The organism is Streptomyces griseorubiginosus, from assembly GCF_001514195.1.
Taxonomy (GTDB): Bacteria; Actinomycetota; Actinomycetes; order Streptomycetales; family Streptomycetaceae; genus Streptomyces; species Streptomyces griseorubiginosus.
In genome coordinates, this window is record NZ_KQ948747.1 from 11,572 (window position 1) to 37,848 (window position 26,277).

Below are 26,277 nucleotides of genomic sequence, written 5' to 3' on the forward strand. Positions count from 1 at the left end.
ACGGCAGCCTCATGGGCGAGTTCACCCGGCCGGTCGATCCGGCGGACGCGGCCGCGGAGGCGGAAGAGGCCGAGGCCGGCGGCGGGCAGCAGTTGGCCGGGGGCGGCCTGTCCCAGGGCGGGCTGCGGGACCGCCACCTGTACCGCCTGGCCTCGATCATCGACGCGTTCCCGGTGGGATCAACGGCGCCCTCCTTCGTGCGACGGGAGCCGTTCGGCGGCAATCCCATGGCGCCTGATTCGGTCCAGCAACATCGGCGGACGCCCCAGCTGGCCGCCCCGCCGTCCGTCCAGGCCCCTCCGGCCCCCGAGCGCCGGCCCGGCTCCCACAGGCTCTCCCTGAGCGTGCCCTCCGCGGCCGAACAGCTGCCCGGCTCCAGTGGGTTGTCGGCGACGGAACAGGGGCCGACGTCGAGCGGGCTGTCCCCGGCGCACGCGACGCGACGTGCGCGGAGCGGATCGGCGCAGTCGCCCACCACGCGCGGCCGCCGGAGTTCGAGTGTGCGCAGCGCCCTGGAGGCGCTGAGCCTGCGGCGGGTCCCCGAGCCGCGGCAGGAGGACTTCGCCGGGTTCCTGGAGCGCACGCTCGCGGAGATGGGCGCGTCCGCCGCGGGCGTCGGCCGTCAGGTCGAGGTGGAGCCGGAGGGATGGCTGGGCCGGGCCAGGCGGGAGCATCCCGTGGCGGCCGCGGCGGACGGTGCGGCTCTTCGCAATACGCTCAGCGGCCTGCTCGGCGGATCCGACGTGGGCGACGCGTTCTCCGACGAGGCGCTGAAGGACATGTTCCAAGGGGCACTGGACGGGGCCGCCCAGTCCGTGGCCGGCCAGCGGGTGGGAATCCGGGTCACCGCCATCGCCCCTCCGGCCGGCAGCACGGAGTCCACCGGGAAACGGACGCGGACCGGTCACGTGACGTGGGCGCCGGAGGAGTCCAGCGACTCGGCGAAGCGTACGGCTGCGGACCTCCTGTCGTCTGTGAAGGTGCCGGTGCACCCCGGGGTGACCCTGTCGGGGGGCCTGGCCGGGGACACCCGGGAGCACGCGGTCACCGCTCGCAGCGGCGGCCAGGAGAAGGTGTCGGCGACCGAGTCGGGGGTGACGGCGGACGTCGGCACCCACGCGGTGACGTTCGAGGTGTCCGTGGGCGCGCACAAGGCCCAGGTGACCGTGCCGATGGAGCTGTCGTGGGCGCGGCCCCGAACCGGTGCCGGCTCGCACGCCGATGTCGCACTGGGCTATCCGCACCTGCGGGCCGGAGCGGGGGGCCGCGAACGCGCCGACGCGTTCAAGTCCGCGCAGCGCGCCGTGGAGAAGCTGCGGTACGCCTTCTTCCACGGTCTGAAGGGCCTGCCGGAAATGGTGGTTAAGGGCCCCGCCGGTCCGTTCGAGTCGCCGGCGGAGCAGCAGAGGTTCGACCAATGGGTGGCGGGCCTGCGCCAGCCCCAGGTGCACGAGGCGCGCGGAATGCTCAGGGAGCCGGCGCGGGCCACGTTCGGCTTCAAGGGCGGCCAGCACGAGGTCGTGGTGGCGCTCGCGCCCCCGCGGAGCACGGCGCCGGGAAGTGCCGCGCTGCGCGGCGAGTTCGCCGATCGCAGCGAGCGCAGTGTGACGTACACGCACACGGACGAGGCGTCGGAGACGGTCCGCAGCGGCCACCGGCACAGCCTGGGCGGCACGCTGGGCGCGGAGACCGGCGACCCGCTGACGAACCTGGCGCTGCCCAGTGTTTCGCTGAAGCTGAGCGGTGAGCGCTTCACCACGGAGGTCGACGACGCGGTCTCCCAATTCCGCACCGAGTTGTCCGCGACGTACCGCGGGGACTTCGACCACTACGAGGCACCGCTGGCCTACGTGGTGTCGGTCGCGGGCGAGTCGTGGCGGCTGGAGGGCGGCGTCACCCTGTGGCTTAGCTCGTCCCCCTCGACCCCCGCCAGCCCGGGGGACCTGCCCGCCGGCCTGGACATGAAGGAGATTCCGGATTACGTCAACGTGCGCCACGAATTGCCCGAGGAGGTGGTGGCCGACATCGCCAACGAGGCTGTGCACCTGCTGAACCTCGGCCCGGCCGCGGAAAGGCGCACCGTCAACGAGTTGAAGAACTTCCTGCGGCGCAAGGGAAACGTGTCGGCGCTGGTGGACGGCGACGAAGGAGTGATGTTCACCCCGTCCGCAGGCGGACGCCGCCTCTATCTGCGCGGCACGGTGGACCGCAAGCTCGGCAGCTACGAGGGCCCGGCCGGCGACCTGCGTCTCGGCAGGGGAGTCGTCACCGGGGCCGCCCGCCGCAGCGGCCGCGGCCACGGCCGGTCCGCCAGCGCCGAGCTGACCTTCGACGGGCTGCCCGGGCCGCTGGAGACCTCGGCGGCCATGCGGTTGTCGATGGACGCTCAGCACACCGACGGGATCGCCGTAGAGGTGGCGCAGGAGCGGTCGTGGCAACCGGGCACGGTGCCCCAGCGTGTCTCCTATCCGATGACGGTGAAGGCGCGGGTGGGAGAGACCTCCCAGGGCGACGACTGGCAGGAGCTGGAGCAGTATGCCGCCCGCCCGCACCAGGTGCGGATCGTCGTTCCCGGGCCGGCCGACAACGTCAAGCACTTCACCGCGGACGTCGAGTCGTCGACCATGGAGACCCCCTGGCGTCCCGCGCGGCCCGAGGACCTGATCCGCGACGGCATCGCGCTGCCCACGTCGGCGGACGTGGAGGTGATGAAGCCGGTCGGGGCTCTGCGGTCGACCGCGGCGGGCATGCTGGACGAGATGCCGAAGGCCGGCGGCTGGCGCGGCAAGAGCGTCCGGCTGGCCGCGCACGGCCTGCTGGGGGAACAGGCCGAGACGCTGAGCGAGGACCACGGGGGCCTGCCCGGGCCCATGGCCCTGGGTCTGTGGGCACGCCGGGACGTCCGCCAGGCCCGGTTCACGGCGACGACGAATCCGCGCGCCGGAACGGACTGGCTGTCGCTGGAGAGCCACAACGACGGCGGTCCCCTCGGCGGCCAGGACGTCTTCGGCCACGTGGGCCTCGGCGAGTTCCTGCGCAATCCCCGCATCACCCGCAGGGACGAGGCCCGGACCTTCCGCCTCACCGAGGACTCCACCACCAAACTGCCCTCCTCGGACGAGCGGTCCAAGGCCGTCGAGGCGAGTGCGACGACCGGCTACACGTTCGAGGCGGGAAACTTCTCGGCGGCCCTCACGGCCAAGGCCCAGGCCGGCTTCACGCATGGCCACAAGGATTCCGCCGAGGACACGGTGCAGACCAGGACCGAGACCACCTTCACCGACCGCGCCTACCGGGTGGTGTTCGACACGACCCGGGTCCTCCAGGCGCGGGCCGACCGCACCTGGAGCGGGCCCCGGACCGGGGAGCACGGGTCGACCGGCGCACCGCACGCCAAGGTCAGGGACGTCCCGGATGCGGTCGTGGTCTGGATCCCCGCCGGCGAACTGGCGTCGCTCGGAGTCCTGCCGGACGAGCAGATCGCCAAGCTGCACCCGGAAGACCAGGACCGCTACCACCGTATGCACGCGGTCCAGCGCCCGTCCGGGCCGGTTCCGAAGCCGGGCCTGCGCAGGGCCCCCACCCTGCCGCTCTGGCAGCCGCCCACCGACATCGGGCACGGCATCGGCACCCCCGACCTGCACCGTCCGGCCGCGCTGACCGACTTCGTCGACGTCCTGAACAAGGCGATGCGGGACTGGCGGGCACAGCAGGATCCGCAGCTCGCACAGGGCGCGCCGCAACAGGTGTTCGTCGACATGGCCCAGCAGCTCGAACAGCAGATCTTCGACCGGGCGGCCTCGGGCGGGCTGCCGCAGATGCTCAACCAGGCGCTCAACGGCGGGCTGCCGCTGTTCGTCCAGGCGTCGAAACAGCACCAGGGAATCACCTGGGAGCAGTTGGTCCTGGTCAAGCTCACTCTGGGCGCCGGACACCACGACTACACGCTGGACGACTACAGCACGAACACGACGTACGCGACGAACACGCAGACGCGCAGGGCGGTGACGAACACGCTGAGCGCCGGCGCGTCGGCCGACGCGGAGCCCGCGGTGTCCGACCTCGGCACGATCGGCGAATTCGTCGCCGAGCAGCTCGCCGGGCAGGTGCCGCTCGACCCCACGGCGGCCGGCACGGTCTCCCGCGCCTGGGGGCCGGTGCGCGAGCAGGGCGATCAGCAGACCATCACCGTCGAGCAGTCCGGGGGCGCCCACCGGTTCGTGCACGCGGTCACCGTGGAGTTCCAGGTGCACACCTGGCCGCATCGAGGCGTCCGCGGCAAGCTCAACCAGGCGCTCGGCCTGTCGGCGGACGAAAGCAGCACATGGTCCTCCAAACCGCGTCAGCTGACCGACGCGACCGACGTGGTGCGCCTGACCGTGCCCATGGAGGAGTACCACGCGGCGGCGGGAGCCGATCCCATCGCCGAGCAGTCGGTGTCGCTGCGCGAGCAGTGGAGCCAGGGCGCCACCCCGGGCTTCCCGCCGGACGCCCTGGTCCTCGTAAAGCCCTTCCAGGCCCCGCGTCTGCACGACTACGTCAGCGGCCTCCTGCTGGACGCCGATCCCGCGCACTCCGGCCGTCTGCAGGTCAGTGCCCGCCGCGCCGAGCCGCTGATGCACCAGACCGACGCGGTCCACCTGACCCACGCCTTCGTGCTCGCCCTCGCGCCGGACGGGCACCACATCACCCTGCACGGCCGGACGTTGAGCGGCGCCACCATCAAAGTGGACCTGTTGGACCTCAAGGTGTACGACACCAGTGACACCACCAAGGTCTCCGGCACCCGGTCCGCGTTCGACCGCACGATCGCGCCGGGCGCCGCGACCGAGCTCTCCGGCAGCCTGGCCGCCTTCCCCGAGGAGCCGGCCTTCCCGGGGCTGCTCCCCGACGCGGTCACGCAGGGGATGGCTGGCCTCGCCGTCGAGGGCGCTCGCACCGGCCGCCGTCCCGGCGCCGTGACCGAAAGAACCAAGGCCGCGCAGGGCGGCGGCCGCACACAGAGCGCGCGGATGCCCGGGTTCTATCTGGTACGTGCCACCGTCCCCACCGCCGTCACTCCCGTCTACCGGCCCAAGGTGCCCGAGGCCAGCCGGCAGCAGCCGCTGACGAGCGCCGCGGACGGGCACGTGTGGCTGTACGCCAACGGCCCCGCGCTGACCGCGATGGGCGTGACCCCGCCCGGCGCCGCCACCTGGCAAACCGGCGAGGCCGTGGAGCGCCGCCTCGTCGACGGGAACAGGCAGTGGGTCGGATCGGCCGTCCTCAACGGGACGGACTACGCGCGGCTGGCGGGGGCCCTGCCGAAGCTGCCCGCGTTCAGGGAGTACATCCAGTGGTCCCGCGACGTGGCGAACCGCAGGACGGCGGTCCGCCGTCCGCTGCCCACCACCGATGCCTGGCTGGTCGGGCACGGCGACACGGTCTTCGACGAAGGCGGGCTGAATGCGTTCGCGGAAACCGTCGCCCGCAAGAAGCTGAAGTCGATGACGGTCGCGGCGTGCACGACGGCGGCGTCCCTGGCCGCCACCGCGCCGGTGCTGCAACGCGTCGCCGACCGCACCGGCGTGACGATCCACCAGTTCGAGAGCGGCTTCGCCATCGTCCCGGGTGGACCGGGCGGCCGCCAGACGGAGATCCACGTCGCCGAGGACGGGCAGGGCAGGCCCGCCTGGTACCGCACGTTCGTGCCCGGTGCCTCCGCACCGGTGCCGGCCGGCGGCAAGGACGCGAAGACCGAGCACGCACCCGCCGGACTGAGCTACCCCGACCCGGAGTTCTGGCTCACACCCGGCACGGCCGTACGGGAGGCGCTTCCCGGCACCGACAGCCAGGAGACAACTCCCAGCACCGGGGGTCAGGCGGAGCCTTCCGGCGCCGGGGGTCAGGAGGCGACCGCCGCAGCGACGGAGACCGTCGGCGCCCCGACCGAGACTGCCGGTGCCTTGCCGGCCCCCGCGGTGACCGAGACTCCCGCCGCGCCCAACCTCGTCGCGGTGTACGGGCAGTACGACCCCGAGAACGCGACCGCCGTCATCGACGGGGAGCCGCTGGACGCCGAGGGCACGGCGGAGTGGATCCGCGAGAACACCTCGTGGCAGGCCGGGCAGCCGGTCGCCCTGCTCATGCCCGCGGCGGCGAGCCCGCGGCCGGAGGACGACACGGTGTTCGCCGAACAGGTGGCGGACCTGCTTGGGGCGCCGGTCGTCGCGTCCCGAGGCGCACTCGAGGACGCCGCCACGTGGACGGCCATCACACCGGAGGAACAGCCGCCGGAGCAGGGCCCGGAGCAGGGCCCGGGGCAGGGGGAGACCCGGCCGGAGCCGTCACCGCATCAGGCGCCCTGGTACATGGAGCGAGGGGCGCTCGGCGCGGCGACCGTTGTCACGGTCCACCCCTGGGCGGACGAGGCCCGACTCGACGGGGCGGCACAGCAGGCCGCCGGCGCGGCGCTCCGGCCGGAGGACGGTCCGGCCCTGCGCACCGGCCTCCAGGACGTGCTCAAGGACGTGCTCGCCACCGAGTCCGAGGAGACCTGGCAGCAACTGCTCAACCGCGGCAGGACGCTGGTGCTGGACGGCAGGCTGGTGTGGCTGCGCCCGGTGCCGGCCGCCCTCGTGCCCGCCGAGCAGCCGGAGGAGGGCGAAGTCCAGGTCTATGGGACGGGCTACGCCACCACGACCACGAGCCTCGAGCTAGAGCATGAGGTCGAGAAGGGCATCGACGCGGCCATGCTGTCGGTGCTCTCCATCGCCTCGTCGGTCGCGAGCGCGTTCCTGCCCGTCGTGCCGAGACTGACCGCGAGCGTTGCCAACACCCGGTCGTCCGGGTGGAAGCGCACCGTCGTCGTGGGCCGCAAGCTCGAAGCGAAGAAGCAGACCCGCTTCGACGGCGGGGTACGCGTCCTGGTGTTCGTCGACGGCGTGGAGCGCGGGAACGCGCCGGTGTTCCCCGGCCTCCTCGCCCTCGACGTACCGAGCGACCTGGCGAGCGCGGACGCGCCGCGCCCGGATGCCGAGGTGCCGTTCACCGCTGGCACCCGCAGCCGCAGGCGCCGGCCCGGCACGGCCCGCGAGGTGCTCAACGCCATCGACCTGATCCCCGTCGCCGCCTCGCTGCAACGGCGGCTGCTCGGCGCCGACCTGTCGGCCACGGCCGTCCGGGCGGCCATGGACTCTGTGCTCGACCTCCTCAACGAACAGGCGGTACGCGACCGCAGCCGCCTTTTCGGTGGCAACGGCATCATCACCGAGAAGGTGTCCGTCCGGGCCGGACGGAACGCCGCCGGGCTGCCGCAGTCGTTCGAAGCACACTTCGTGATCCGCGGGGAAGTCGAGCGGGTCCAGTACCTGGGAGACGTCCAGGCGAAGATCCGCGAGGACTCGGGCAGCACCCTGAACATCACACAGGGCCGGCACAGCACCAGCAAGGCGGCGATCGGCGCCGGCTTCGACCTGACCGGGCTGCACAACCCGGGGGATCACTCCAAGGCATCCTCACGTGCTCCCATGCTCACCGTCACTCCCCTCGGCGGCGGGCGCGACACCGGCCACCGGATCGTCGAGCAGTCCGGCGGGCAGACGGTGCTCAAGCAGAAGGGCCTGCTGAGCCGCTACCTGGCGGGCCAGGCGATCACTGTGGAGATCCGCTCCACCACGCACACCGTCGCACCGGTGCGGGAAGAGGTCGACAGCGAGGTCGCCGTACCGCGTGCCGACGCGCCCGACTTCGAACGGCGGCTGCTCGGCGCGGTCCGCACGCCGGCGCTGCGCGCGGCCGGCCAGACCGACGACGGGCCGGTGAGCGCGCAACCGCACGTGCGGGCGCTACTGCGTGAAGCCGCGCTCCCGCTGCCCGACTCCGCGTACCAGCGGCCCGCCCACCTCGATGCGCCGCTGCCAGCCCCGCACCCCCGTGAACCACTGGCGCTGGCCACCCGGCGCGGGCTCGGCTTCGGCCGGCAGATCGCGCTGCCCGGCGCCGAACTCGTACACGACCAGCTACGCGCAAAACTCGTGGAACTGGACAAGGCGCACACGGGAGGCAGCAGCACCGACTGGTCTCAGGCCGACCTCGACCTCGCCAACTGGTATGGCCGGCCCACCCTGGAGACCGACCTGCCGGCGCTGATGTACGGCATCGACCACACCGTGACCATCGCCGGCCGGAAGTACCAGGTCTTCGCGCAGGCCCATGTGCGCGAGCGGATCGGCGGCGACCCCAAGAGCTATCCGCTGACCGTCGACACCCGCGGCCTGCAAAGCGCCCAGGTGACCGGACACCGCGGCGCCAAGTGGGAGCCGAAGATCGGCGCGGGCGCCTCGCTGCAGCGTTCCTTCGGGGAAGAGGTCCGCGTGCAGTTGTTCTCCCTTCGTGACGAGGGCGGTTACGAACAGGGCCACGGTCACGACGTCGGCGGCACGATGAAGTCCGGCTGGCGGACCACGACAGAGGGGGACATCGACGAGCACGTCTACGACGTCGTGTACGAGCTGGCCGTGCGGCCGGCCGGCGGCGCGGCCGAGCGCTGGTGGATCGACCGGCCCGACCCGGCGGAAGCCTGGTGGGTCCCGCGGCGGCCAGGCGACACCGTCGCCCGCGTCGTCGTCCCGCACGAGCACGTCCCGGCCGAGCCGATCGACCGGCAGACCCTCGAACTGGCCGGCCGCACCGAGGAACTCCTCTTCTGGCCGGACGACGACTTCGTCGACTTCGGCGCCGGCGGCACCTCGGGGGTGGTTCCCGCCTTCTTCCTCCTGCCCGAACTGCCACGGATGGCGGCCAGGATGTACGGCCGGGCCAACGGCCTGCCGGACCGGTGGGCGGAAGACCGCTTCAGCTGGCCCGGCGCGATCACGAGGATGGGTGAGCCCTCCAAACTCGCCGAATTTTTCGCGGCCGAGACCGGTCCCGGCCGGCTGATCGATCTGCCAGTCGGCAAGGACGGCATGAAGCAGGCCCTCCGGCTCCGGCTGCGCGGCTACCGGCCGCGCCCCCTCAGCCCCGCCGAGTCCGTCGAGTTGGAGCACTACGCCCAGGGCAGCGTGGACCACAAGCGCGGCCGGGAACACGGGTGGGGCAACGGTCTGGAGGCGGCCGCCGGACCGCTGGGCCACGTCGGACACGGCTTGCTCAGCAGGCCGGGCGATGGCCACGAGCAGACCAAGCCCGAGGGAGGCGAGCACACCGCGGCCGAGGGCGAGCCGACCGAGACTGGGGACGGGCAGACCGGGACCGAGGGCGGGCAGCAGCACAAGCCGTTCGCGAGCATGGGAGCTCACTTCCAGGCCAAGGTCAAATGGGCCTGGAAGCGGCAGAAAGCGCTGGAACAGGCCGGAGTGTCTGTCTCCCGGGCTGTGTACGGCGGTACCCAGTACGGCTTCCGGATGGACCCGGTGTTCGAGGTGACCCTACTGCGCTGGAAGGGCGACCACGTCACGTCGACCAGCCGCTACCTCCGCGTACGGGAGGCGCTCGACACGCTCGTCCCCGAACGGCTGGTCCACGACCTCGGACTCGCCGCACTGGCAGGGCTCGCACCGCTGGAGACGCCGTCGCCGCACGTGCCGCGCCACGTCCATCCCGCGCTCCTGCCCGGCACCGGCTACCCCGAGCGGCTGCGCGGCGGCGACGTACTCGACTGGCTCAAGACGACACTGACCTCCCGCGGAGTCCTGCCCAAGAAGCGGAACGGCGTCGAGCGGGCGAACCTGCTGCTGCACGAATTGGAGGCGTCCTTCGGCAACGAAGCGCTGCGCGCCCAGTACACGATGCTGCTGAGCGACGCCGGCGTGGTGCGCTGGCTGCCGCTGCCGCGTCCGTTCGGCGCCACCCGGTATCTCGGCATCAAGGTCACCGCACAGGTCCTGCCGCAGAGCTCCGACCGTCCGCGTCCCGAGGTGGATCTGACGCTGCGGGCCCAGGGGCAGGACGTGTCGTCGCGCAAGAAGACCCGGGAGACCAGTTACTCCGTGGGCGGCGAATTCCACGTCCAGGGGGGCAAGGACACCGGTCTCGGGGGCCTGGAAGGCGGCGGCGGCTACCGGTGGGCCACCGAGCGCTCGACCGAGGACGCCGAGAAGACCCAGAAGATCTTCCGCGTCAACCCCGAGAAGTCGCACGAGTTCGAGCATCCGCTGGTCTTCACCGTCCAACTCGCGGTCAGCACCGAACTGCCCGCGATTGCCGTCCCGCTGCGGGCCGCGCGGGCCGGTCTGCTGCATGGCGCCGATCTCCTGCGGTACGGCAGGGAGGCGGCCGACTTCTGGTACGCGGCGCGGCCGCTCGCCTGGTCGGACGAGGCGCGCATGGCTGGCGACATCCGGGTCCTCGTACCCGCCCACCTGGTCCAGGACGGGCCGGCCCCCCGCATCGAACCGGTCTACGGCACCGGCGCCGCCTGGCATGTGCTCCCGATCACGCCGGACCTCTCCTCCGCGGACCGCGACAGGACGCCCACCACCCCGCGGGAGGTGCTGGCGCAGGCGCTGCACCCGTTCGCCTTCCCCGCCGCGGCGGCGGTGCACCGGTGGGCGGCGCTGGCCGCCGCGCCGTTCAGGCCGCCGACTGACCTGTCGGCGGACGGCGCCTGGCGGATCCCGGGCCTGGACTTCAGCACGGTTCGCGGCCTGCGCTACCAGAACTTCACCAGCGCCGCCATGCTGCTCCCCAACGTCCTGGAACTGCTGGCCCACGTGTACGAGGCGCCGGTCGGACGCGACTACATGGTCACCCGTGGCACCGGCAGGGGCAATCTCCGGGCGGGTGACCGCACAGCCCTGGTGGGCATGAGCATCCGCAAGGCGGAGGTGATCGGGCCGAAGGACGGCGCGGTGTTCAAGGCACGGCGGTACGTCCAACTGGACGAGGAGACCGTCAACGCGGTCAAGAACAGCGGCGGCTGGTTCTTCTCCCTCGGTCCGCAGGCCGCCGGCGGCGAGCCCGGAGAGGAAGCCTTCCTCGCCATGGTGCCGGCCGACGTCTCGTTCGACGACTCCACGGAGTTCGAAGGGCGCCGCGACGGCATCGAGATGGACAACCGGATCGAGATCCGCCGGTTCCGCTACTACAGCTTTGACCTGGAGCTCCAGTTCCGGGGGCCGCGCGGCATCCTGCGCGTCCAGGCCCCGGGCGGCCTCTACGGCATGCTCCCGGTGGAGAAGGAGCCCGACGCGACCGGCACATACCGGCTGGCCGACGGCCTGGAGGAGTCCCTCCCGGACATCTTCGGCCGGGCGGCGACCGAACCGCCGGCACCGGCACAGCGCGAGATAACGACCACGGCCAAGCGCGGGCTGTCGCGTGATGAGTTGCTGGGGTTGATGCGGCGAGTGGCCGGCGAGGCGGCTCCGGTCGAGGGTGTGCCCTTGCAGGACTGCGTGCAGCGGTTGGCGGCGTTCCGGGACGGGTTGTTCCCGCAAGGAGTGCGCACGGCCGGTGTGGTGGACGACGCGGTCGTGGGGTCCGCGGCGGTTCGGGCGGGACTGGTGCCGGGCCCGGGCTGGCGGCGGGTGCGCTCGTGGGAGTCGGTGCGGGCGGCGGTGCGGGATGCCGGACCAGGCGCGGTCGCCATGGTGCTGGCACTGCGTCAGGGTGAGGCGCTGGGGCACGGCTTCGGCCTCTACCACGTGGCGGAGCCGGACGGCGGTCCCGAATGGGTGGACCTCCAGGCGCGTGCGGGTCGGGAGTTGCCGTCCGGGCCGGCGGTGGCGGCCAACGACGCGTACGCCGTGGTGGTCGACGCGTCGGGTCGCGTCCTGCCGGATGCGCTGCCGGAGTTCCAGGAGTCCTCGTCCGACGTGCACGCGGTGCTGGACGCGCCGCTCGTCCACGAACACGGCGCGCTGGGTCTTGAGGCGGAGGACGAGCACCGCCATATATTTCCGCCCAGTACGCCACGGGTGAAGAGCAAAAGGATCCTGGCCGAGGAGCCTGGAATTCAGGCTGTGTATGGATACGCTTTCGTGCCCGGCCGAGCCGGGGACCGGCCGGACGACGTCCACGGCACCGAAGACGATGACCGCGAATTGGTCACCGATTACACGGTGCTGGACAGACGGCCGCGGCCGCGCCCGCTCTTCACCTCGGTGGGCGAAAGGAGGCAGACGGCCCTCGAACCCGGCGGCGACAACGGCGCTGGCCTGGTGATGCCCGTGCTGTCGCTCGACGAGGTGCCACAGTCCGACCATCCGGCCCTGTGGGCGTCCGCGGACCGCACCATCGCCTTCAACCCGCTCGGCGTCAGCCGGGAGTTCTACGCGACGCAGCGTGCGGTGGACGCGGCCAACACCGCGCTGCGCGCGCAGGGCGGTGGCGTCCACCTCAGCGTCGATCCTGACATGGCGATCATCATGAGCGGTGAGGACGCCGGTCGCTCGCCGTTGTTCTTGGTGACGCCCGTCTTCCACACGGTGTCGGGTCGCTCTGAGCAGACGACCTGCCGGGACTTCGCCGCGATGGTCGCCGGAGGGGAGAAGGTGTCACACGCTGTCTTCCGTGGACCGGATGCGCAGGCCACCGTGAAGGCGCCGGTCAACGCGCAGGACGGCATGGAGGTGACCGGCACCCATCACTTGGCGGCGTCGCTGACGGAGGTCACGCGCGGCAGAAGCCCGTGGGCGGAGGTGAGCCCCGCATGGGCGGCAGCGCACATGGCGGAGGACCACCGCCCCATGGGTGGGTCCGACGGACCCGGCCCCGGCCGTGACTACGGCCGCGCGCTCGGCTGGGCGGCCGCGGCGCAGCCAGCACGGGATGCCCTGGCCAGGGCCGGACGGCTGGCCGGCTTCAACGAGCACGCATGGGCCGAGGTGGGGGAGGGATACCTCTTCCAGTCGATCAGGTCGTCGGACGAACAAGGTCGACCCGTATGGGGCATCAGCTACGCCCCCGAGCCGCGGCCAGTCAACGGGTTCGGCTATCACTTCGCCGTAGTGGTGCTGGAGAGCGAGGATGGGCGCAACCAGATCGTTCTGGAGAACAGCGCGCGGGTCAGGTCGAGCCGCGAAGCCGTGATGGCGGCGGTGGCCCGGAACGTGGCCGCCCTCTCGGTGGAGAACCTGGAAGCGCTGGAGAGGCGTTTCTCTGAGCTGACGGCCGGTCCGCAGCACGCGGGCCGTGAGACAGACCCGCGCGACCTCGTCCTGCTGATCCAGGCGCTGAAGGCCGCCGTGCACGCGACGAGGGCGGTTGCGGCCGCCGTACCCGGCACGGACGAGTTCGTACTGGCGAAAGCGACACAGAAGGGAGCCCTTCAGCTCGCGCAGTTCAGGACCCACCTGGCGAGAACAGGCATGCGAGATGAGGATGCCTGGTCGTTCCGAATGTACGGGCGACGCCCGGGTGAGACCCCGCACGAGGTCCGGGCGGACTTGCGTCACCCGGGGCGGACACGTTCTGCGAACCTGCTCACACTGGTCGTTCTGCACGGTCATAAGGTGCCCCAACTCCTCGCCGGCCCCTCTTTGAAACCGGACGTGTTCCACCGCAACCTGCAGCAGCTCGCCGCTTCGCTGGCCACCATCGGACTCTGGAACCGTCGGCACGGCCTGCCGCTGCCGGAGACGGTCATCCAGGGAACTGCCCCTCTGTACCCGCTCCTGGCCGTGATCAAGGCGGGCTCGCAGCGACGAGCCGTACGCATCGCCGGACGCGAGGCGGCGAAGGTCAGGAACCAGCTGCTTCGACTGCTGGAACAGGCGCTGGCGGACCGCCAGGACGGTCGTCGGCAGGGCGCGTTGACCGCGCACGACTTTCCGGTGCGGGTAGGCACGGGCCTGCGCGAGTCGACGCCTGGGCAGAGGACTGATGGATGGCAGATCTCTATCGACGTCGACGCCGATCGGTACGCCAAGCCGCTCCCGCCACGGGAACGGCGAGCGTTCCTGTGGCGGTCCACGGACCAGGCCCTGGTGCGGGCGCGCCCGGCCACGCCGGCAGAAGCTCGGGCCACGCGGCCGGCCACACCGGGCGCCGCAGGCCTGACGGCTTCGGCGTCCGAGAGTACGGACGCCTTCTTGCGTCGTGTGTTCGGCGCGCAGGTCCGGGAGCGTGCGGACTATGAACGGCTGCGCGCCGCGGTGGCCACGGTCGAGCGATTGGGGGGAGACACGGCGGCAGAAGCCGTCGACATCGTGGCCCGGCGGGTGTTGTACCTGCCGCGGGACGAACGTGTCAGCTCGCGGCAGCAGGCGGAGCTGCTCGTGCTGGTGGCGCACGCGGAGGCCGAGCAGCGCGCCGGGACACTGGAGGCACTTGGCGCCTTCAACCTGGAGCGCAACCACGGTGTTCTGCGCCCGCAGACCCTGCTGCCAGGCGCGGACGGCTCGAACCTGGTGCGCGACCTGACGGCAGTCGCGCCGCGCGACCTTGACCTGACCACCGTCCGGGTTCTGGGACGCGATGGCTCGCTGCGTCCCCCGACCGCCGCCGCGTGGCCGACCGGGAGCCTGTACGTACTGCTGGCCGACGGCGGTCCCCACCACGTCGACGTGCCCTCCGGGGAACGCCGGCTGAAGGTGCCGTGGTCCGATGTCGCCGAATTGGTAAGGCAGGACCTTGCAGGGTCCGCACGGATGGGACAACCCCTCGTGGAGTTGGGCGGAGCGGCTGCACCCGAGAGGGTGCGCGCGGTGGTCCTGGCGGTGCCGTCCGCCGGAGAAGGGGTGCCGGAGGGCCCACGCGCAGTCGCGGACGCGGCCGGGGCGCCGGCCTGGGCGACGGACGGGCTGGTGAGACTGGTCCGCGATGACGACGGCCTGACGAGCCTCGCCCTCGTCGAGCCCGTCGTGGACACCGGGCGGCTGGGAGGGTGGATCCCGAATCCGCCCGGCCTGCGGTCGACCGGGCCCGAGGGCGCCGTCCGCACGGTGGACGGCCGAGTCGTACCGGACAGCCAGGTGTACACGGTCACCGAGGTCAGCCGTGACGGGCAACGGCTCGTGGGCCGCACCACCGCTCCCGAGACAGAACTCGGCGGCACGCGGGAGGAGACCTACCGTCACCTCTCCGAGGCTGTCGGCTTCGTCCGCGTGGTGCAGGGGCCTGATGAGGATGAGGAAAGCGACCTGCAGCCGCTGCCGTGGGGCGACGACGCCTATTACCTCGGATTCCACATGGAGGAGACGGCCGTCCGTGAAGCCGGGCGAGCAGCCGTCTTCCAGCTGGCCGACGGGACGAGCGCGGTCGTGAACATGGCCGAAACCGCCGGGTACTTCAAGCGACGTGCGAGCTTCCAGGCACTGCCCACCGCACGTCCGCTGGTCGTCAACAGCTGCTTCGTCGCCGCCGATCCCGTCGGCGACAGGCTCGAGATGCCGCGCGCAGGGCAGATCCTGGCGAACGTCCTGGGCCGCGACCTGTGGGCCACCAATGCGTACCTGGGATTCACCACGGTCAACGGGCAGCCGAGGTTCGGGCTGGTCGCGACGAGTCTCGACGACCCCCACGTGTTCGTGACGCGTTTCCTCCCGGAGCCTGACGCGGCGGAAAGGGTTGACCTGGGGCGCCTTGTCTGGCCTACGGCCGGGGTGGACGACGATCAGCTCGCCGAGCGGGTGCTGCGCTGGATCCGGGGTCTGCGGGAAGCCTTCGGCGTGGACACAGCCGACGACGAAACCCTGTTCCTTGACCGGTTGAGGGGGCTGGCGGCGCTGGAGGAGATGCGTGCCGTCGACGGCTATCCCGAGCCGTTGACCTGGGCCACGCTCGACCGGCTCGTGCTCGACTACTTCTTCGGCCACGACCTGCCGATGCCCGCGTTCCCCGAGGCACTCGACCAGGTACTGACTCAGGCACGCGCGCACGCGTCCACGGGGGCGGCCGTGGGGCTCGCGGACTTCTCGGGATTCTCCGGCCTGGAGGCCGCGGAGTCCGGGGAGTCCAGGACGTCGGTACAGGAAGCCACGCACGTCGCGCCCGGAGTCTTTTCGGGGGATCCGGGGGCCGAGGGAGTCGAAGCCGCCGAGGAACGTGCCCGGGAACTGCAGGCGTTCGCCCTTGAACGGGGCATGGCCGAGGAGGACGCCGCGGAGTGGGGTGAGCGCCTGTCACCCGTGATCGGCAGTGCGGATCAAGCCGCGATTCTGGCGGCCAACCTGGAGTTCGGCGAGGCCGTCGCGGCACTGCGCGGCGAAACGGTGCCGGATGGAGCCGCGGTGGTTCGTCCCGCGGTTTCCGGCGCATCGGCGGCCGCTCCGCAGGAACAGCCGGTGGTGTCCGGCTCCGCGCGGTCGCTGTCGATCCAGCCGCGGTTGAGCGACACGTTCACGTTCGACGCACCGGACGGCGTGCCCGCAAAGGCGCTGGAACAGTTGCAGAGTGCGCTGAGCAGCGCGGACCCTAGCCTCGTGACGCAGGGCGAGGAGCTCGCCGACCGGCTCGGCGCCGAGGTGGCCGAGACGGTCCGCTCCCATTGGGCCGCCGAGGGCCGGCACCCAGCGAACGTCCGGCTGGAACTCCACATGCGCAGCGCGCACCACATGGCCGCGGCGATGGTCCTCTCCCGCGTCGTCGCCAACGAACTGGACCACCGCGTGTACGTCACAGTCGACCGGATGAGCCCGATCGAGATCTGCCCGGCGGAGGCCCCGCGCGCGTAGCCGGCGGCCGCGCGTGCACGGGTGCGAGTAGTCGAGGCTCCGTGAATACGCGCAACCAAACCTCTTTCATCCCGTCTCGCAGGTGGAAATGGGCTGGTGGTCAGGGGCGTGGCAGGGCAGGGCCCCTCGCCCCGGTCAGGATACGGAACCAACAGGGCCCCTCGGTCGCCGGTGTGATACTGAACGTCACCAGGCTTCCCGACACCTCGTCGTTCGATGTGGGTGCCGCGCTGGGCGTCCCCGCCGTCACCGCTCACCGTGCGCTGACCACGTCCGAGGACGGCCCCGATCGGCTCGCCCCGGGTGCGCTCCGGCCTGACCGTGCTCGTTGCGGGGGGCGCCGGCGCGGTCGGCAACGCGGCCATCCAGCTCGCGAGGTGGGCTGGCGCCATCGTGATCAGCACGGTGAGCAGCGACGAGAAGGCCACGCTCGCGAAGGCGGCCGGCGCCCAGCACACCATCAACTACCGTGAGGGTGACCCGGTCACGGCCATCCGTGACCTGGCTCCTGGTGGTGTCGACATCGTCGTCGGGGTGGCCCCCGCGCAGAACCTGCGCCTTGACCTCCAGGTGATCCGGCCCCGCGCGACGATCGCGATCTATGCCAGGGAAGGCGGCAGCTAGGTCGCCCTCAGCGTGGGTCAGGCGTTGTCCACCAACGCGCGCTTCCAGTGGGTGCTGCTCTACACCGTCGGAGGGGCGGCACTGCTCGCGGCAGCCGAGGCATCACCGCAGCGCTGGCCGACGGCGCCTTCGGCGTCGGCGAGGAGCACGGTCTGCCCTTGCATCACTACTTGCTCGAGCAGACGTCGGAGGCTCACGCCGCCGTCGAGGGCGGCGCCGTCGGCAAGGTGCTGATCGACGTGTGCGAGACGGCGTGGCCGTAGTACTCCGCGTCAGCGAGATGCAGGCGACAGGCACGCATCGAAAGACGCCGCGGCCTGCCAGGGCTACCGCGGAGGCCCTCGTCATCACCGACGACATGCTCCGGCACCGCGCGAACGGCGAGACAGTCGAGAACATCCAGCCTGGCCTGCTCATTCCCACCGGCCGTCGCAAGGGACACAGCGCCAGCCTCCGCCGGGCGCTGGCGGGGCACGAGAAGGCCCAGGCATACCCCGAGGTCATCGAGACCGCGCACGCCGACTTCGCAGTCCTCCAGCAGCACGGCCGCAACCTCGTGTAGTCACTCAGCGTTACTCGCCACCTGGCGGCTGGGCCTGACCAGGCACGCCAGGGCGGGCGGCGTTCGCCGCCGACCTGATCGGCCGGGACCTCACCGCTCCCTCCCGGGATGCGGCTGGTCGGTGACATGACCGAACTCGACACACTGGAGAGGAAGTTGTATCTGGCGACCTGCATCGATCTCGTGACGTGGGAGATGATCGGCTGGGCGCTGGCAGGCCATCACCGTGCCGAGCTGCCGGTCGCCGCCCTGCGGATGACGGCCGGACGCAGTGGCCTGGAGGACGGCTACATCATGCACATCGACCGCGGCAGCGAAGGCGGATTCCCTTGATCACGGAGGTGCGCGATGCGGCGAAACCAGTAGCAGAAGGTGCCGGAGGTGCCTGCTGGAGCGCGACGGCAGATGGGCGGCGCATCGGGCGGTGAGACTGCCGATGCGTTCACCAGGTCGGTCAGAGCCGTCTCGTGCAGTGCAGTGCCACTCTTGGCGGGCGGATCGCGTCGGAAGCGACAACGGCAGAGGCCGCGGCGCCCGGGCACATGGCCCGGGTGCTGGACCTGTTCGTGGACGTCCTAGACCCGGACGAACTGTGGACGCTTGATCTCCGAGAGCGTGCTCGCCCGCGTCGAGCACGCACAAGGCCAGACGACGAGCGCCCGTCCGGCGGGCCGGGCGCTCTCACGGACCTCGCAGCGCGCGGGGAGGGAGCGTCTGACTTGTTGAATCGAGCGCAGGCGCTCGGTCCGCAGCAGTGCTGAGGGGATCGGCAATCGGGGATGTCAATGGTCTTTGTGCTCCTTTCTGCCCGCAGTGAAGTTTCTACTGGCTTCGACGACTGCGGTGCCGTGCGCCGACTCGATCTCCACCTGCAGCACGGTCGCGACCCGGCCGAACGACCAGTAGAAGCCGATGACTTGCATCGCCTCGAGGATCTCGCGGTTGCTCAGCACGACGCGGACCGCGTCGAAGACTTCGTCGGAGACGAAGGGGCTGCGCACGACCGCGGCGGTGAAGTTCACCACCGCCCGGTCGTCGGCCGACAAGCGGGGCGAGTCGAACTCGAGCCGGTGGATCGCTTCGCGGATCTCCGGATCGACTCCGGCCGACTCGGAGATCGGAACGTGCTGGACGAACTCGTATTCGGCCTGACCCGCAGCCGCCGTCGTCAGGATGATCAGCTCGCGGCTCCGCGCCGGAAGCTGGAGCCCGGTGTACTGAGCCACGCCCTGACGGATGTACTGCTCGATCGTAGAGATCGAATACGACATCATGTTGAAGTTCCGGTGCTCCGGGATTTTCGCGAGGAAGTCCTGGAGGTCCTGGGGGAAGGTCGAGCGGTCGGGGTAGGGCAGACGGGCCATGATTTCTCCATGTCTCGGGTGCGATGACGACTGAGTCGTTTTCGCACACGTCACCGCAGGTCCCGGCACTAGGTGATGCTGCTCAAGACCCCGCGGTCGTCCTTGTGCGTTACTGGCATTGGGCAGGGCCTGCTGCGCTCCCAATGCATTGGGTCGATTCAGTGGTGCCCGAGGAAGACGACTGCGCCCACTGGGTACGCGCGTAGGTGTCAGGAGCGAAGGGTGCGCAGGCCGTTGCGGATTTCGCTGACCAGTGTCTCGGGCTGTTCCAGGGCCGCGAAGTGCCCGCCCTTGTCGGCTTCGCCGTAGTGGATCAGATTGCTGTAGGTGTCTTCGATCCAGCTGCGTGGCACGCGGGGGATGTCCTTCGGGAAGACGGTCGCCGCGACCGGCAGCGTCACCTTCGGGCCGGCGAAGGTGCGGGACTTGTTCTCCCAGTAGATGCGGGCGGAGGACGCCGCGCTGTTGGTGAACCAGTAGAGGGAGATCGTGTCGAGGATGTCGTCGATGCTGAGGGCGTCTTCGGCGAGCCCGTGGTTGTCGGTCTTGGACTGGTACTTCTCGTAGATCCAGGCCGCCTGACCTGCGGGGGAGTCCGCCAGTGCGAATCCGACGGTCTCCGGCTTCGTGCCCTGGAGGTGGTTCGACCCACCGAGTTCGCCGGCGTAGAAGGCGAGGGTCTCCACCGCGTCGCGCTGCTCGGGCGACAAGTTTTCGGGCATCTGCGCCGGAAAGGCGTACTGCGTGTTCAGATGAATTCCGATGAGTCCCTCGGGTCGCATGGCCCCGAGGTCGGTGGTGACGACGCCGCCCCAGTCGCCGCCCTGTGCTGCCCACTGCGTGTAGCCGAGGCGCTTCATCAGCTCCGCCCACGCGCTCGCGATGCGCGATGCGGTCCACCCGGTCTCGGTGGGCTTCTGGGAGAACCCGAATCCGGGGAGTGACGGGATGACGACGTGGAATGAGTCGGCGGCGTCTCCTCCGAACGAGACCGGATCGGTCAGAGGGCCGATCAGGTTCAGGAAGTCGAGGATCGAGCCCGGCCATCCGTGTGTGAGGATCAGCGGCATCGCGTTGCGGTTCTTGGACCTGACGTGGATGAAGTGGATGTCCAGCCCGTCGATCTCGGTCAGGAACTGGGGGTGGCGGTTGAGTTCGGACTCCAGGCGCCGCCAGTCGTAGCGGTGCTGCCAGTGGTCGACCAGGGACCTGGCGTTCTCCACGCGCACCCCTTGCGACCAGTCGCCCACTGTTTCCGGATCGGGCCACCGGGTTCCGGCCAGTCGCCGCTTCAGGTCGTCGATCTCCGCTTCCGGGATCGAGACGCTGAACGGGCGGACCAGGGCTGAGGCGTGCGGCGTCGGTGTGGTCATTGCCTTCTCCTGTTCTCCTGCGCTTCGAGGCGTAGTGCGGCCTTCCACTGCACACAGGTGTACAGCGAGACCCACTGTACATCTGTGTGCAGTGGATCTCACTGTACATGGGTGTGCAAAAATTGTGAGATGCCCGCCAAGTCCTCCCGTGCGCGCTCGATGATCGAGACGCGCGATCGCATACTCGACGTCGCCCTCGCCCTGCTGGGAGAGAAGCCGGACGCTGGGATGGGTGAGATCGCCGCCGCTGCCGGCGTCGTCCGTCGCACGGTCTATGACCATTTCCCCTCGCGCCTCGACCTGGTCCGGACACTCACGGAACGGGCCGTCGCCGAGATGACAGCCGTGCTCGCCGAAGTCAACGCCTCCGACGCGGAAGCGGACGCGGCGTGGGTCGAGTTCATCGCCCGCCTCTGGCCGGTGGCGCACCGGTACCGAGTGCTGCTGGCGCTGCGCCGCGGCGAGTACGGCGAGACGATCCACGGCCTGCTCGGGCCGGTCGACGAACTCCTCGCCGACCTCGTGCAACGGGGCCAGGACGGCGGCGTGTTCGCGCAGTACCTGCCGGCTGCCCTTCTGAGCCAGGTCGCTTACGGCGTCGTGTTCGCCATCGCGGACAGCGACCTGTCGCAAGGGACCCTCGGCGCCCGAGCAGCGACGATCACGAGCCTGCTGATGCTGGGAGTTCCCGAGACACGCGCCATCGCTCTCGTGACCGACCAGCCCTGACCCGCGGCACTTCGAAAGAAGCCGCGGATCGTCCTGGGATGGTTGACTGCCAGAGACTCACCAAGGGATGATCTTGGCCTGGGAACGCTGGCTATGGTGGGCCACTCGACAGAGCGCTGACGCGGTTCTCATACATGCTGCGGGCCTTTCGCTGGGCCGGGATCACCGGGAGGACGCCCTGGCTGCCGTCGAGGAGCTGGCAGCGGGCGAGGAGTCGGCGGTGTACGGCGGGAACGACGGGTGAGGCGCGGCGTGTAGTCCTGGCCGCGCCGTACGGGCACCCTTTTTGGGGTGACCGGCAGGTCCGGAGCGGGAGCGCCCTCCTCGGCGGCGATGTGCTCGGGCAGGCGGTCGGCGATGGCCGTGCGGATCGCGCCGCGGCTGACATGGTGGTCACGGGCCGGGACTGCGGGACGGCGCGCGCCCTTGCTGCCCCTGGCCTCGGCGGCGCGCAGTTCGCAGTAGGCGTCGATCATGTTATCGGGGCGCCTGTGCTGGGAGACCTTCGCGAACTTCCGGGACAAGGTGACCGCGCCACCCCGGGCTGTCGGTTTACCTGCACGACAAAACCGGCCCGTCGAGGCGGGGGCCGAGCTGCGGTTCACCGACCTGCGGTGATTCGAAGAGCCGCATGGTGGCCCCTTCGCCGCGCTGGAGCAGTCGGAGTCGCTGCCCGTGCCACAGCCTCCAGAAGCCTGTCAGCGTGGTTGCCGAACTGCGCGACCTGGGAATCGGCTTCCCCTCCGGGCGAATCCGACCTGATCGAGCACGACGCGTGTTCCACCTCTTCGCCACCTGCGACGTGGCGTCCGAGGCCGAGCAGTGCAAGCCGGACGGCCGCCTCCACCGGCTGCCTCGGCCCGACGTGAATGCGCCCGCCCAGGAAGCGAGTTGGCCGAGCAGGGCGGAAGCGGCGCGGTTGCCGATGCCGTGATTGACCTCTCCCGCAGCCGCCACATAAGATGCCCGCACGCACTCTATTGGAGGGTGGCTTGTCCGCGTCAGCTGCGCTGTCGTGGCCTCTGGCCTGGCCCTTCCGTTTGTGGCGATGCAATGCCACCCGCCACGACTGCTGATGCTGCCGTCGAGAGTGAGCCGAGCCGCTGAGTCATGGGTCGCCGGGCCGCTCGACAAACTTACGGAGACATCATGACCGAACGTGAACGATCCGAAGAACCGGGCGACGGATTGTCCCGTCGCGGCCTTCTCGGCAGGGCGAGCGCCATGGCCGTCGGCGCCGCTGTCGTGTCGACATCCTCGCCGGGCGCGGCATTCGCGTCCGACACCGCTGCTGCGGTGCCGCCCGCCGTCGGCGAACACCTGGTCGACGTACGCCTCAGCGTGAACGGCCGCCCCGTACGACTGCGGGCGGATCCCCGGTGGACACTACTGGACACGCTGCGGGAACGTCTGGAACTGACCGGCACCAAGAAGGGCTGTGACCGAGGGCAGTGCGGCGCATGCACCGTCCACGTGGACGGCCGCCGGGTACTGTCCTGTCTCACCTTGGCCGCCGCGGCGGACGGCAGCCAGGTCAGGACGATCGAGGGCCTGGCCGACGGCGATGAACTCCACCCGATGCAGCAGGCGTTCATCGACCATGACGGCTTCCAGTGCGGTGCCTGCACCTCTGGGCAGATCATGTCGGCCGTGGCCCTGGTGGACGAGGGGCATGCGGCTTCTGACGACGAGATCCGCGAGTACATGTCCGGCAACATCTGCCGCTGCAGCGCCTACCCGTTCATCGTCGACGCCGTCAAGGCGGCCAGCAAGGTGATGCGCTGATGCGCGCCTATGACTTCGCGGCCCCGCGGTCCGTGCGTTCCGCGCTCGACAAAGCCGACGCGGGCTCCGCCTACCTCGCCGGGGGTACCACCCTGGTGGATCTGATGAAGCTGGAAGTCATGACGCCGAGCCGGGTCGTGGACATCAACCGGCTGCCGCTGCGCGGCGTGAGCCTTGACCGGGAGGGGCTGCATATCGGCGCCCTGGACCGGATGAGCGACGTCGCCGAACACCGGTTGGTTCGCACGCACTACCCGGTCATCAGCCGCGCCCTCGAACTCGGCGCCTCCCCGCAGCTGCGGAACATGGCCAGCATCGGGGGCAACCTGCTGCAAAGGTCCCGGTGCGGCTACTTCCGGGATCTGAGCACCCCGTGCAACAAACGCGAACCAGGAAGCGGCTGCACCGCGCTGGAAGGCCAGAACCGCACCCACGCCATTCTCGGCACCAGCGATGCCTGCGTGGCCACCCACCCCAGTGACCTGGCCGTGGCCCTGATCGCCCTTGACGCCGCGGTCCACCTCAACGGATCGGGCGGCCCCCGAACCGTGCCACTGGCGGACTTCTACCTTCTGCCCGGCCAGACCCCGCACCTGGAGAACACGCTGCGCCCCGGCGAACTCATCACCGGCATCACGGTGCCGGCGCTGCGGTGGGCCGTCAACTCCACGTACCTGAAGATCCGCGACCGGGCGTCGTACGAGTTCGGGCTCACCTCGGCCGCGGTCGCGCTCAACGTCCGCGGCACAACGATCGTCGAGGCCCGCGTCGCGGTGGGCGGCGTCGGGACCCGACCCTGGCGACTGCACGCGGTGGAGCACGCTCTGGCCGGCCGCCCGCTCACCGCGGCCACCTACGAGCAGGCCGCGGAGCATGCGACCGATGGCGCCCGGCCGCTGCGACACAACGCCTTCAAGATCCCCCTGCTGCGCCGTACGTTGGTGCGCGCCCTGACCGAACTGGGAGACGCACGATGACCACCACCTCCCCGGTAGGAGCCGAGATCGACCGTGTGGAAGGCCGGGCGAAAGTGACCGGCGCGGCCCGTTACGCGGCGGACCAACGCGTCAATGGCAAGGCGTACGGCTACCTTGTCCAGTCCACCATCGGGCTGGGCAGCATCAGCTCCATGAACACCGCGCAGGCACTGGCCGCGCCGGGCGTGATCGCCGTGTACTCGCCCTTCAACCCGCTCAAGTTGTACGCGCGGCAGGGCGATTCGGCCGAGCGCTACGTCCCCCTCCAGGACGACAAGGTGCGCTTCCGAGGTCAGATCATCGGGCTGGTCGTCGCGGAAAGCTTCGAACAGGCCCGTGACGCGGCCGCCCTGGTCCGCACCCAGTACCGAGAGGAAGGCCACCCGCGGACTTCGGTGGCCGCTGCCGCGCCGGGCACCACCGTGCCCAGCGACGCCGTCGGCTACCCCGGCCCGCCGAGCAAGAACACGGTGCTGGCACCGGGCGTCGCCTCCATCGACGACGCCCTTCGCGACAGCGCGGTCACGGTGGAGAGCACCTTCTATCAGGATCCGCAGAACCACTGCGCAATGGAGCCGCACGCCACGATCGCGGAGTGGCGCGACGGCCGCCTGACGGTGTACGTGGGCGCGCAAGGGCCGCAGCAGTACGCCGCCGCCCTGGCCGGGCGGCTGGGCGTCGAATCCGACCGCGTCCACGTGGTGAGCCCCTATGTCGGTGGCGGCTTCGGCGGCAAGTACAAAGTGTGGAACGACGCGCTCGTCACCGCGGCCGCCGCCCGCGACCTGGGACGGCCGGTCAAACTGGTGGTCAGCCGCGAGCAGGCGTTCATCCTCAACGGGCACCGTCCCGCGCTGCAGCAGACCGTCAAGCTGGGAGCGTCCCACGACGGCGTCCTGAACGCGGTGTGGCACGAGACCGACTCCGAGGACTCGGTGGTCGGCTACTGCCCCAACCTGCCGGCAGAAGTCACCCGCGCCCTGTACAAGACACCCAACCTCCACTTCGACCAGCGGCAAGTCACCCTCGATCTACCACCCATCTCGTCGATGCGCGCGCCCTGGGCGACACCCGGGGCGTTCGCGCTGGAGACGGCGATGGACGAACTCGCCGTCAAGACAGGCGTGGACCCCTTGACGCTGCGCCTGCGCAACTACGCCACCACATCCCCTGAAACGGGCAGGCCGTGGTCGAGCAAACACCTGGACGAGTGCTATCGCGTCGGAGCGGAACGCTTCGGCTGGGCCGACCGCAGCCCGGTGCCCGGTACCCGCGTCGACGGAGAGTGGCTGGTGGGTATGGGCATGGCGAGTGGGATGCTCAGCGCGACGCGCGCTCCCGCGTCCGCACGGGTACGCTTCCGCGACGACGGCACGGTGACGGTGGCCTCCGCCATCTCCGACCTGGGCACCGGCGCCACGACGATGCTGGCCATCGTCGCCGCCGATGCCCTGGGTGTCTCGCTGAAGACCGTCTCCGCCGAACTCGGCGACTCCGCGCTGCCTCCCGGCGTACCCGCGATCGGTTCCATCGTGACGGGCTCTACCGTGCCCGCCGTTCAGGCCGCCGCACGCGACGCGATCACCGCGCTGATCACTCTGGCCGTACAGGACGCGGCGTCCCCCTTCCATGGCAAGAACAGCACCGACGTCCACTACCAGGAAGGCCGGCTGGAAGCCGACGGCCGCTCCGTAAGCTTCGCCCAACTCCTGCGTGCCGTCGGCAACCCCGCGGTCGAGGCCATCGCAACCACCGCTCCTGGGGCCGAAACGACCCGGTACGCCATGGACAGCTTCGCTGCCCACTTCTGCGAAGTGCGCGTCAACCGGTACACCGGCGAACCCCGCGTCAGCCGCTTCACCACCGTCGTCGACGTCGGCCGGGTCGTCAACGCCAAGGCCCTGCGCAGTCAACTCGTCGGCGGCATCATCTTCGGCATCGGCAACGCCCTCCTGGAAGTCAACGCCATCGAGGACAACGGGCGGCTGGCGAACAGCAGCCTCGCCGACTACCTGGTACCGGTGAACGCCGACATCCCGGCCATCGACACCCACTGGCTGGACTACCCCGACACCGTCTTCAGCGAGTTCGGCTCCCGCGGCATGGGAGAACTCACCACCGTCGGGTCCTCTGCCGCAGTGGGCAACGCCGTCTACAACGCCACCGGCATCCGCATCCGCGACCTGCCCATCACCCTGGACAAACTCATCGCCTGAGGCGACCGCAAGGGCACGCACACCGCCATGAGACCTGGGACTGGTCCAA

Annotated in this window: 11 protein-coding genes; 8 read left to right on the forward strand and 3 right to left on the reverse strand. The window is 70.6% G+C overall.

Annotated elements, in window-relative coordinates:
* Window positions 1-11: 11 nt before the first annotated feature.
* The 4 genes from AQJ54_RS39180 to AQJ54_RS39195 all read left to right on the forward strand — a co-directional run bounded on the left by AQJ54_RS39180 (window position 12) and on the right by AQJ54_RS39195 (window position 18,117).
* Entirely contained in the window at window positions 12-16,598 is a 16,587-nt protein-coding gene (locus AQJ54_RS39180) for a lonely Cys domain-containing protein (protein ID WP_062245889.1), read from the forward strand.
* 393 nt (window positions 16,599-16,991) lie between these two features.
* On the forward strand, window positions 16,992-17,222 hold the full coding sequence (locus tag AQJ54_RS47055) for a zinc-binding dehydrogenase (RefSeq protein ID WP_248845529.1): 231 nt from the start codon (window positions 16,992-16,994) through the stop codon (window positions 17,220-17,222).
* Between the two features lie 253 nt (window positions 17,223-17,475).
* Complete coding sequence (locus tag AQJ54_RS39190; RefSeq protein WP_062245896.1) at window positions 17,476-17,784, forward strand: hypothetical protein; 309 nt, start codon at window positions 17,476-17,478, stop codon at window positions 17,782-17,784.
* A 108-nt stretch (window positions 17,785-17,892) separates the two neighbouring features.
* Entirely contained in the window at window positions 17,893-18,117 is a 225-nt protein-coding gene (locus tag AQJ54_RS39195) for a DDE-type integrase/transposase/recombinase (RefSeq protein WP_062245900.1), read from the forward strand.
* A gap of 449 nt (window positions 18,118-18,566) precedes the next feature.
* Here the strand turns inward: AQJ54_RS39195 and AQJ54_RS39200 are convergent, their stop codons facing one another.
* Both AQJ54_RS39200 and AQJ54_RS39205 read right to left on the reverse strand, forming a co-directional pair.
* Window positions 18,567-19,148: a carboxymuconolactone decarboxylase family protein gene (locus AQJ54_RS39200; RefSeq protein ID WP_062245906.1), complete on the reverse strand. Its 582-nt coding sequence runs from the start codon at window positions 19,146-19,148 to the stop codon at window positions 18,567-18,569.
* Between the two features lie 209 nt (window positions 19,149-19,357).
* Window positions 19,358-20,521 carry an epoxide hydrolase family protein gene (locus tag AQJ54_RS39205; RefSeq protein WP_062245909.1) on the reverse strand — a complete coding sequence of 388 codons (1,164 nt, stop codon included), beginning with the start codon at window positions 20,519-20,521 and terminating at the stop codon, window positions 19,358-19,360.
* Window positions 20,522-20,650: 129 nt separating this feature from the next.
* On the opposite strand from AQJ54_RS39205, the gene AQJ54_RS39210 reads away from it, so the two are divergent.
* The gene (locus AQJ54_RS39210; protein ID WP_062245913.1) at window positions 20,651-21,250 is read left to right on the forward strand and encodes a TetR/AcrR family transcriptional regulator; all 600 of its coding nucleotides are present in this window, start codon (window positions 20,651-20,653) and stop codon (window positions 21,248-21,250) included.
* A 128-nt stretch (window positions 21,251-21,378) separates the two neighbouring features.
* Here the strand turns inward: AQJ54_RS39210 and AQJ54_RS44295 are convergent, their stop codons facing one another.
* Window positions 21,379-21,726 carry a hypothetical protein gene (locus tag AQJ54_RS44295; RefSeq protein WP_346265478.1) on the reverse strand — a complete coding sequence of 116 codons (348 nt, stop codon included), beginning with the start codon at window positions 21,724-21,726 and terminating at the stop codon, window positions 21,379-21,381.
* 673 nt (window positions 21,727-22,399) lie between these two features.
* On the opposite strand from AQJ54_RS44295, the gene AQJ54_RS39215 reads away from it, so the two are divergent.
* Genes AQJ54_RS39215 through AQJ54_RS39225 form a run of 3 tightly spaced genes read left to right on the forward strand, consistent with a single transcriptional unit; the run spans window position 22,400 to window position 26,228 of the window.
* Window positions 22,400-23,035: a (2Fe-2S)-binding protein gene (locus tag AQJ54_RS39215; protein WP_079070220.1), complete on the forward strand. Its 636-nt coding sequence runs from the start codon at window positions 22,400-22,402 to the stop codon at window positions 23,033-23,035.
* Window positions 23,035-24,012 (forward strand): FAD binding domain-containing protein, encoded by a 978-nt coding sequence (locus tag AQJ54_RS39220; protein WP_062245917.1) that lies wholly within the window; start codon window positions 23,035-23,037, stop codon window positions 24,010-24,012. Before AQJ54_RS39215 ends, AQJ54_RS39220 begins: the two co-directional genes overlap by 1 nt.
* Entirely contained in the window at window positions 24,009-26,228 is a 2,220-nt protein-coding gene (locus tag AQJ54_RS39225; RefSeq protein ID WP_062245919.1) for a xanthine dehydrogenase family protein molybdopterin-binding subunit, read from the forward strand. The genes AQJ54_RS39220 and AQJ54_RS39225 overlap by 4 nt, the downstream gene beginning before the upstream one ends.
* Window positions 26,229-26,277: the final 49 nt, after the last annotated feature.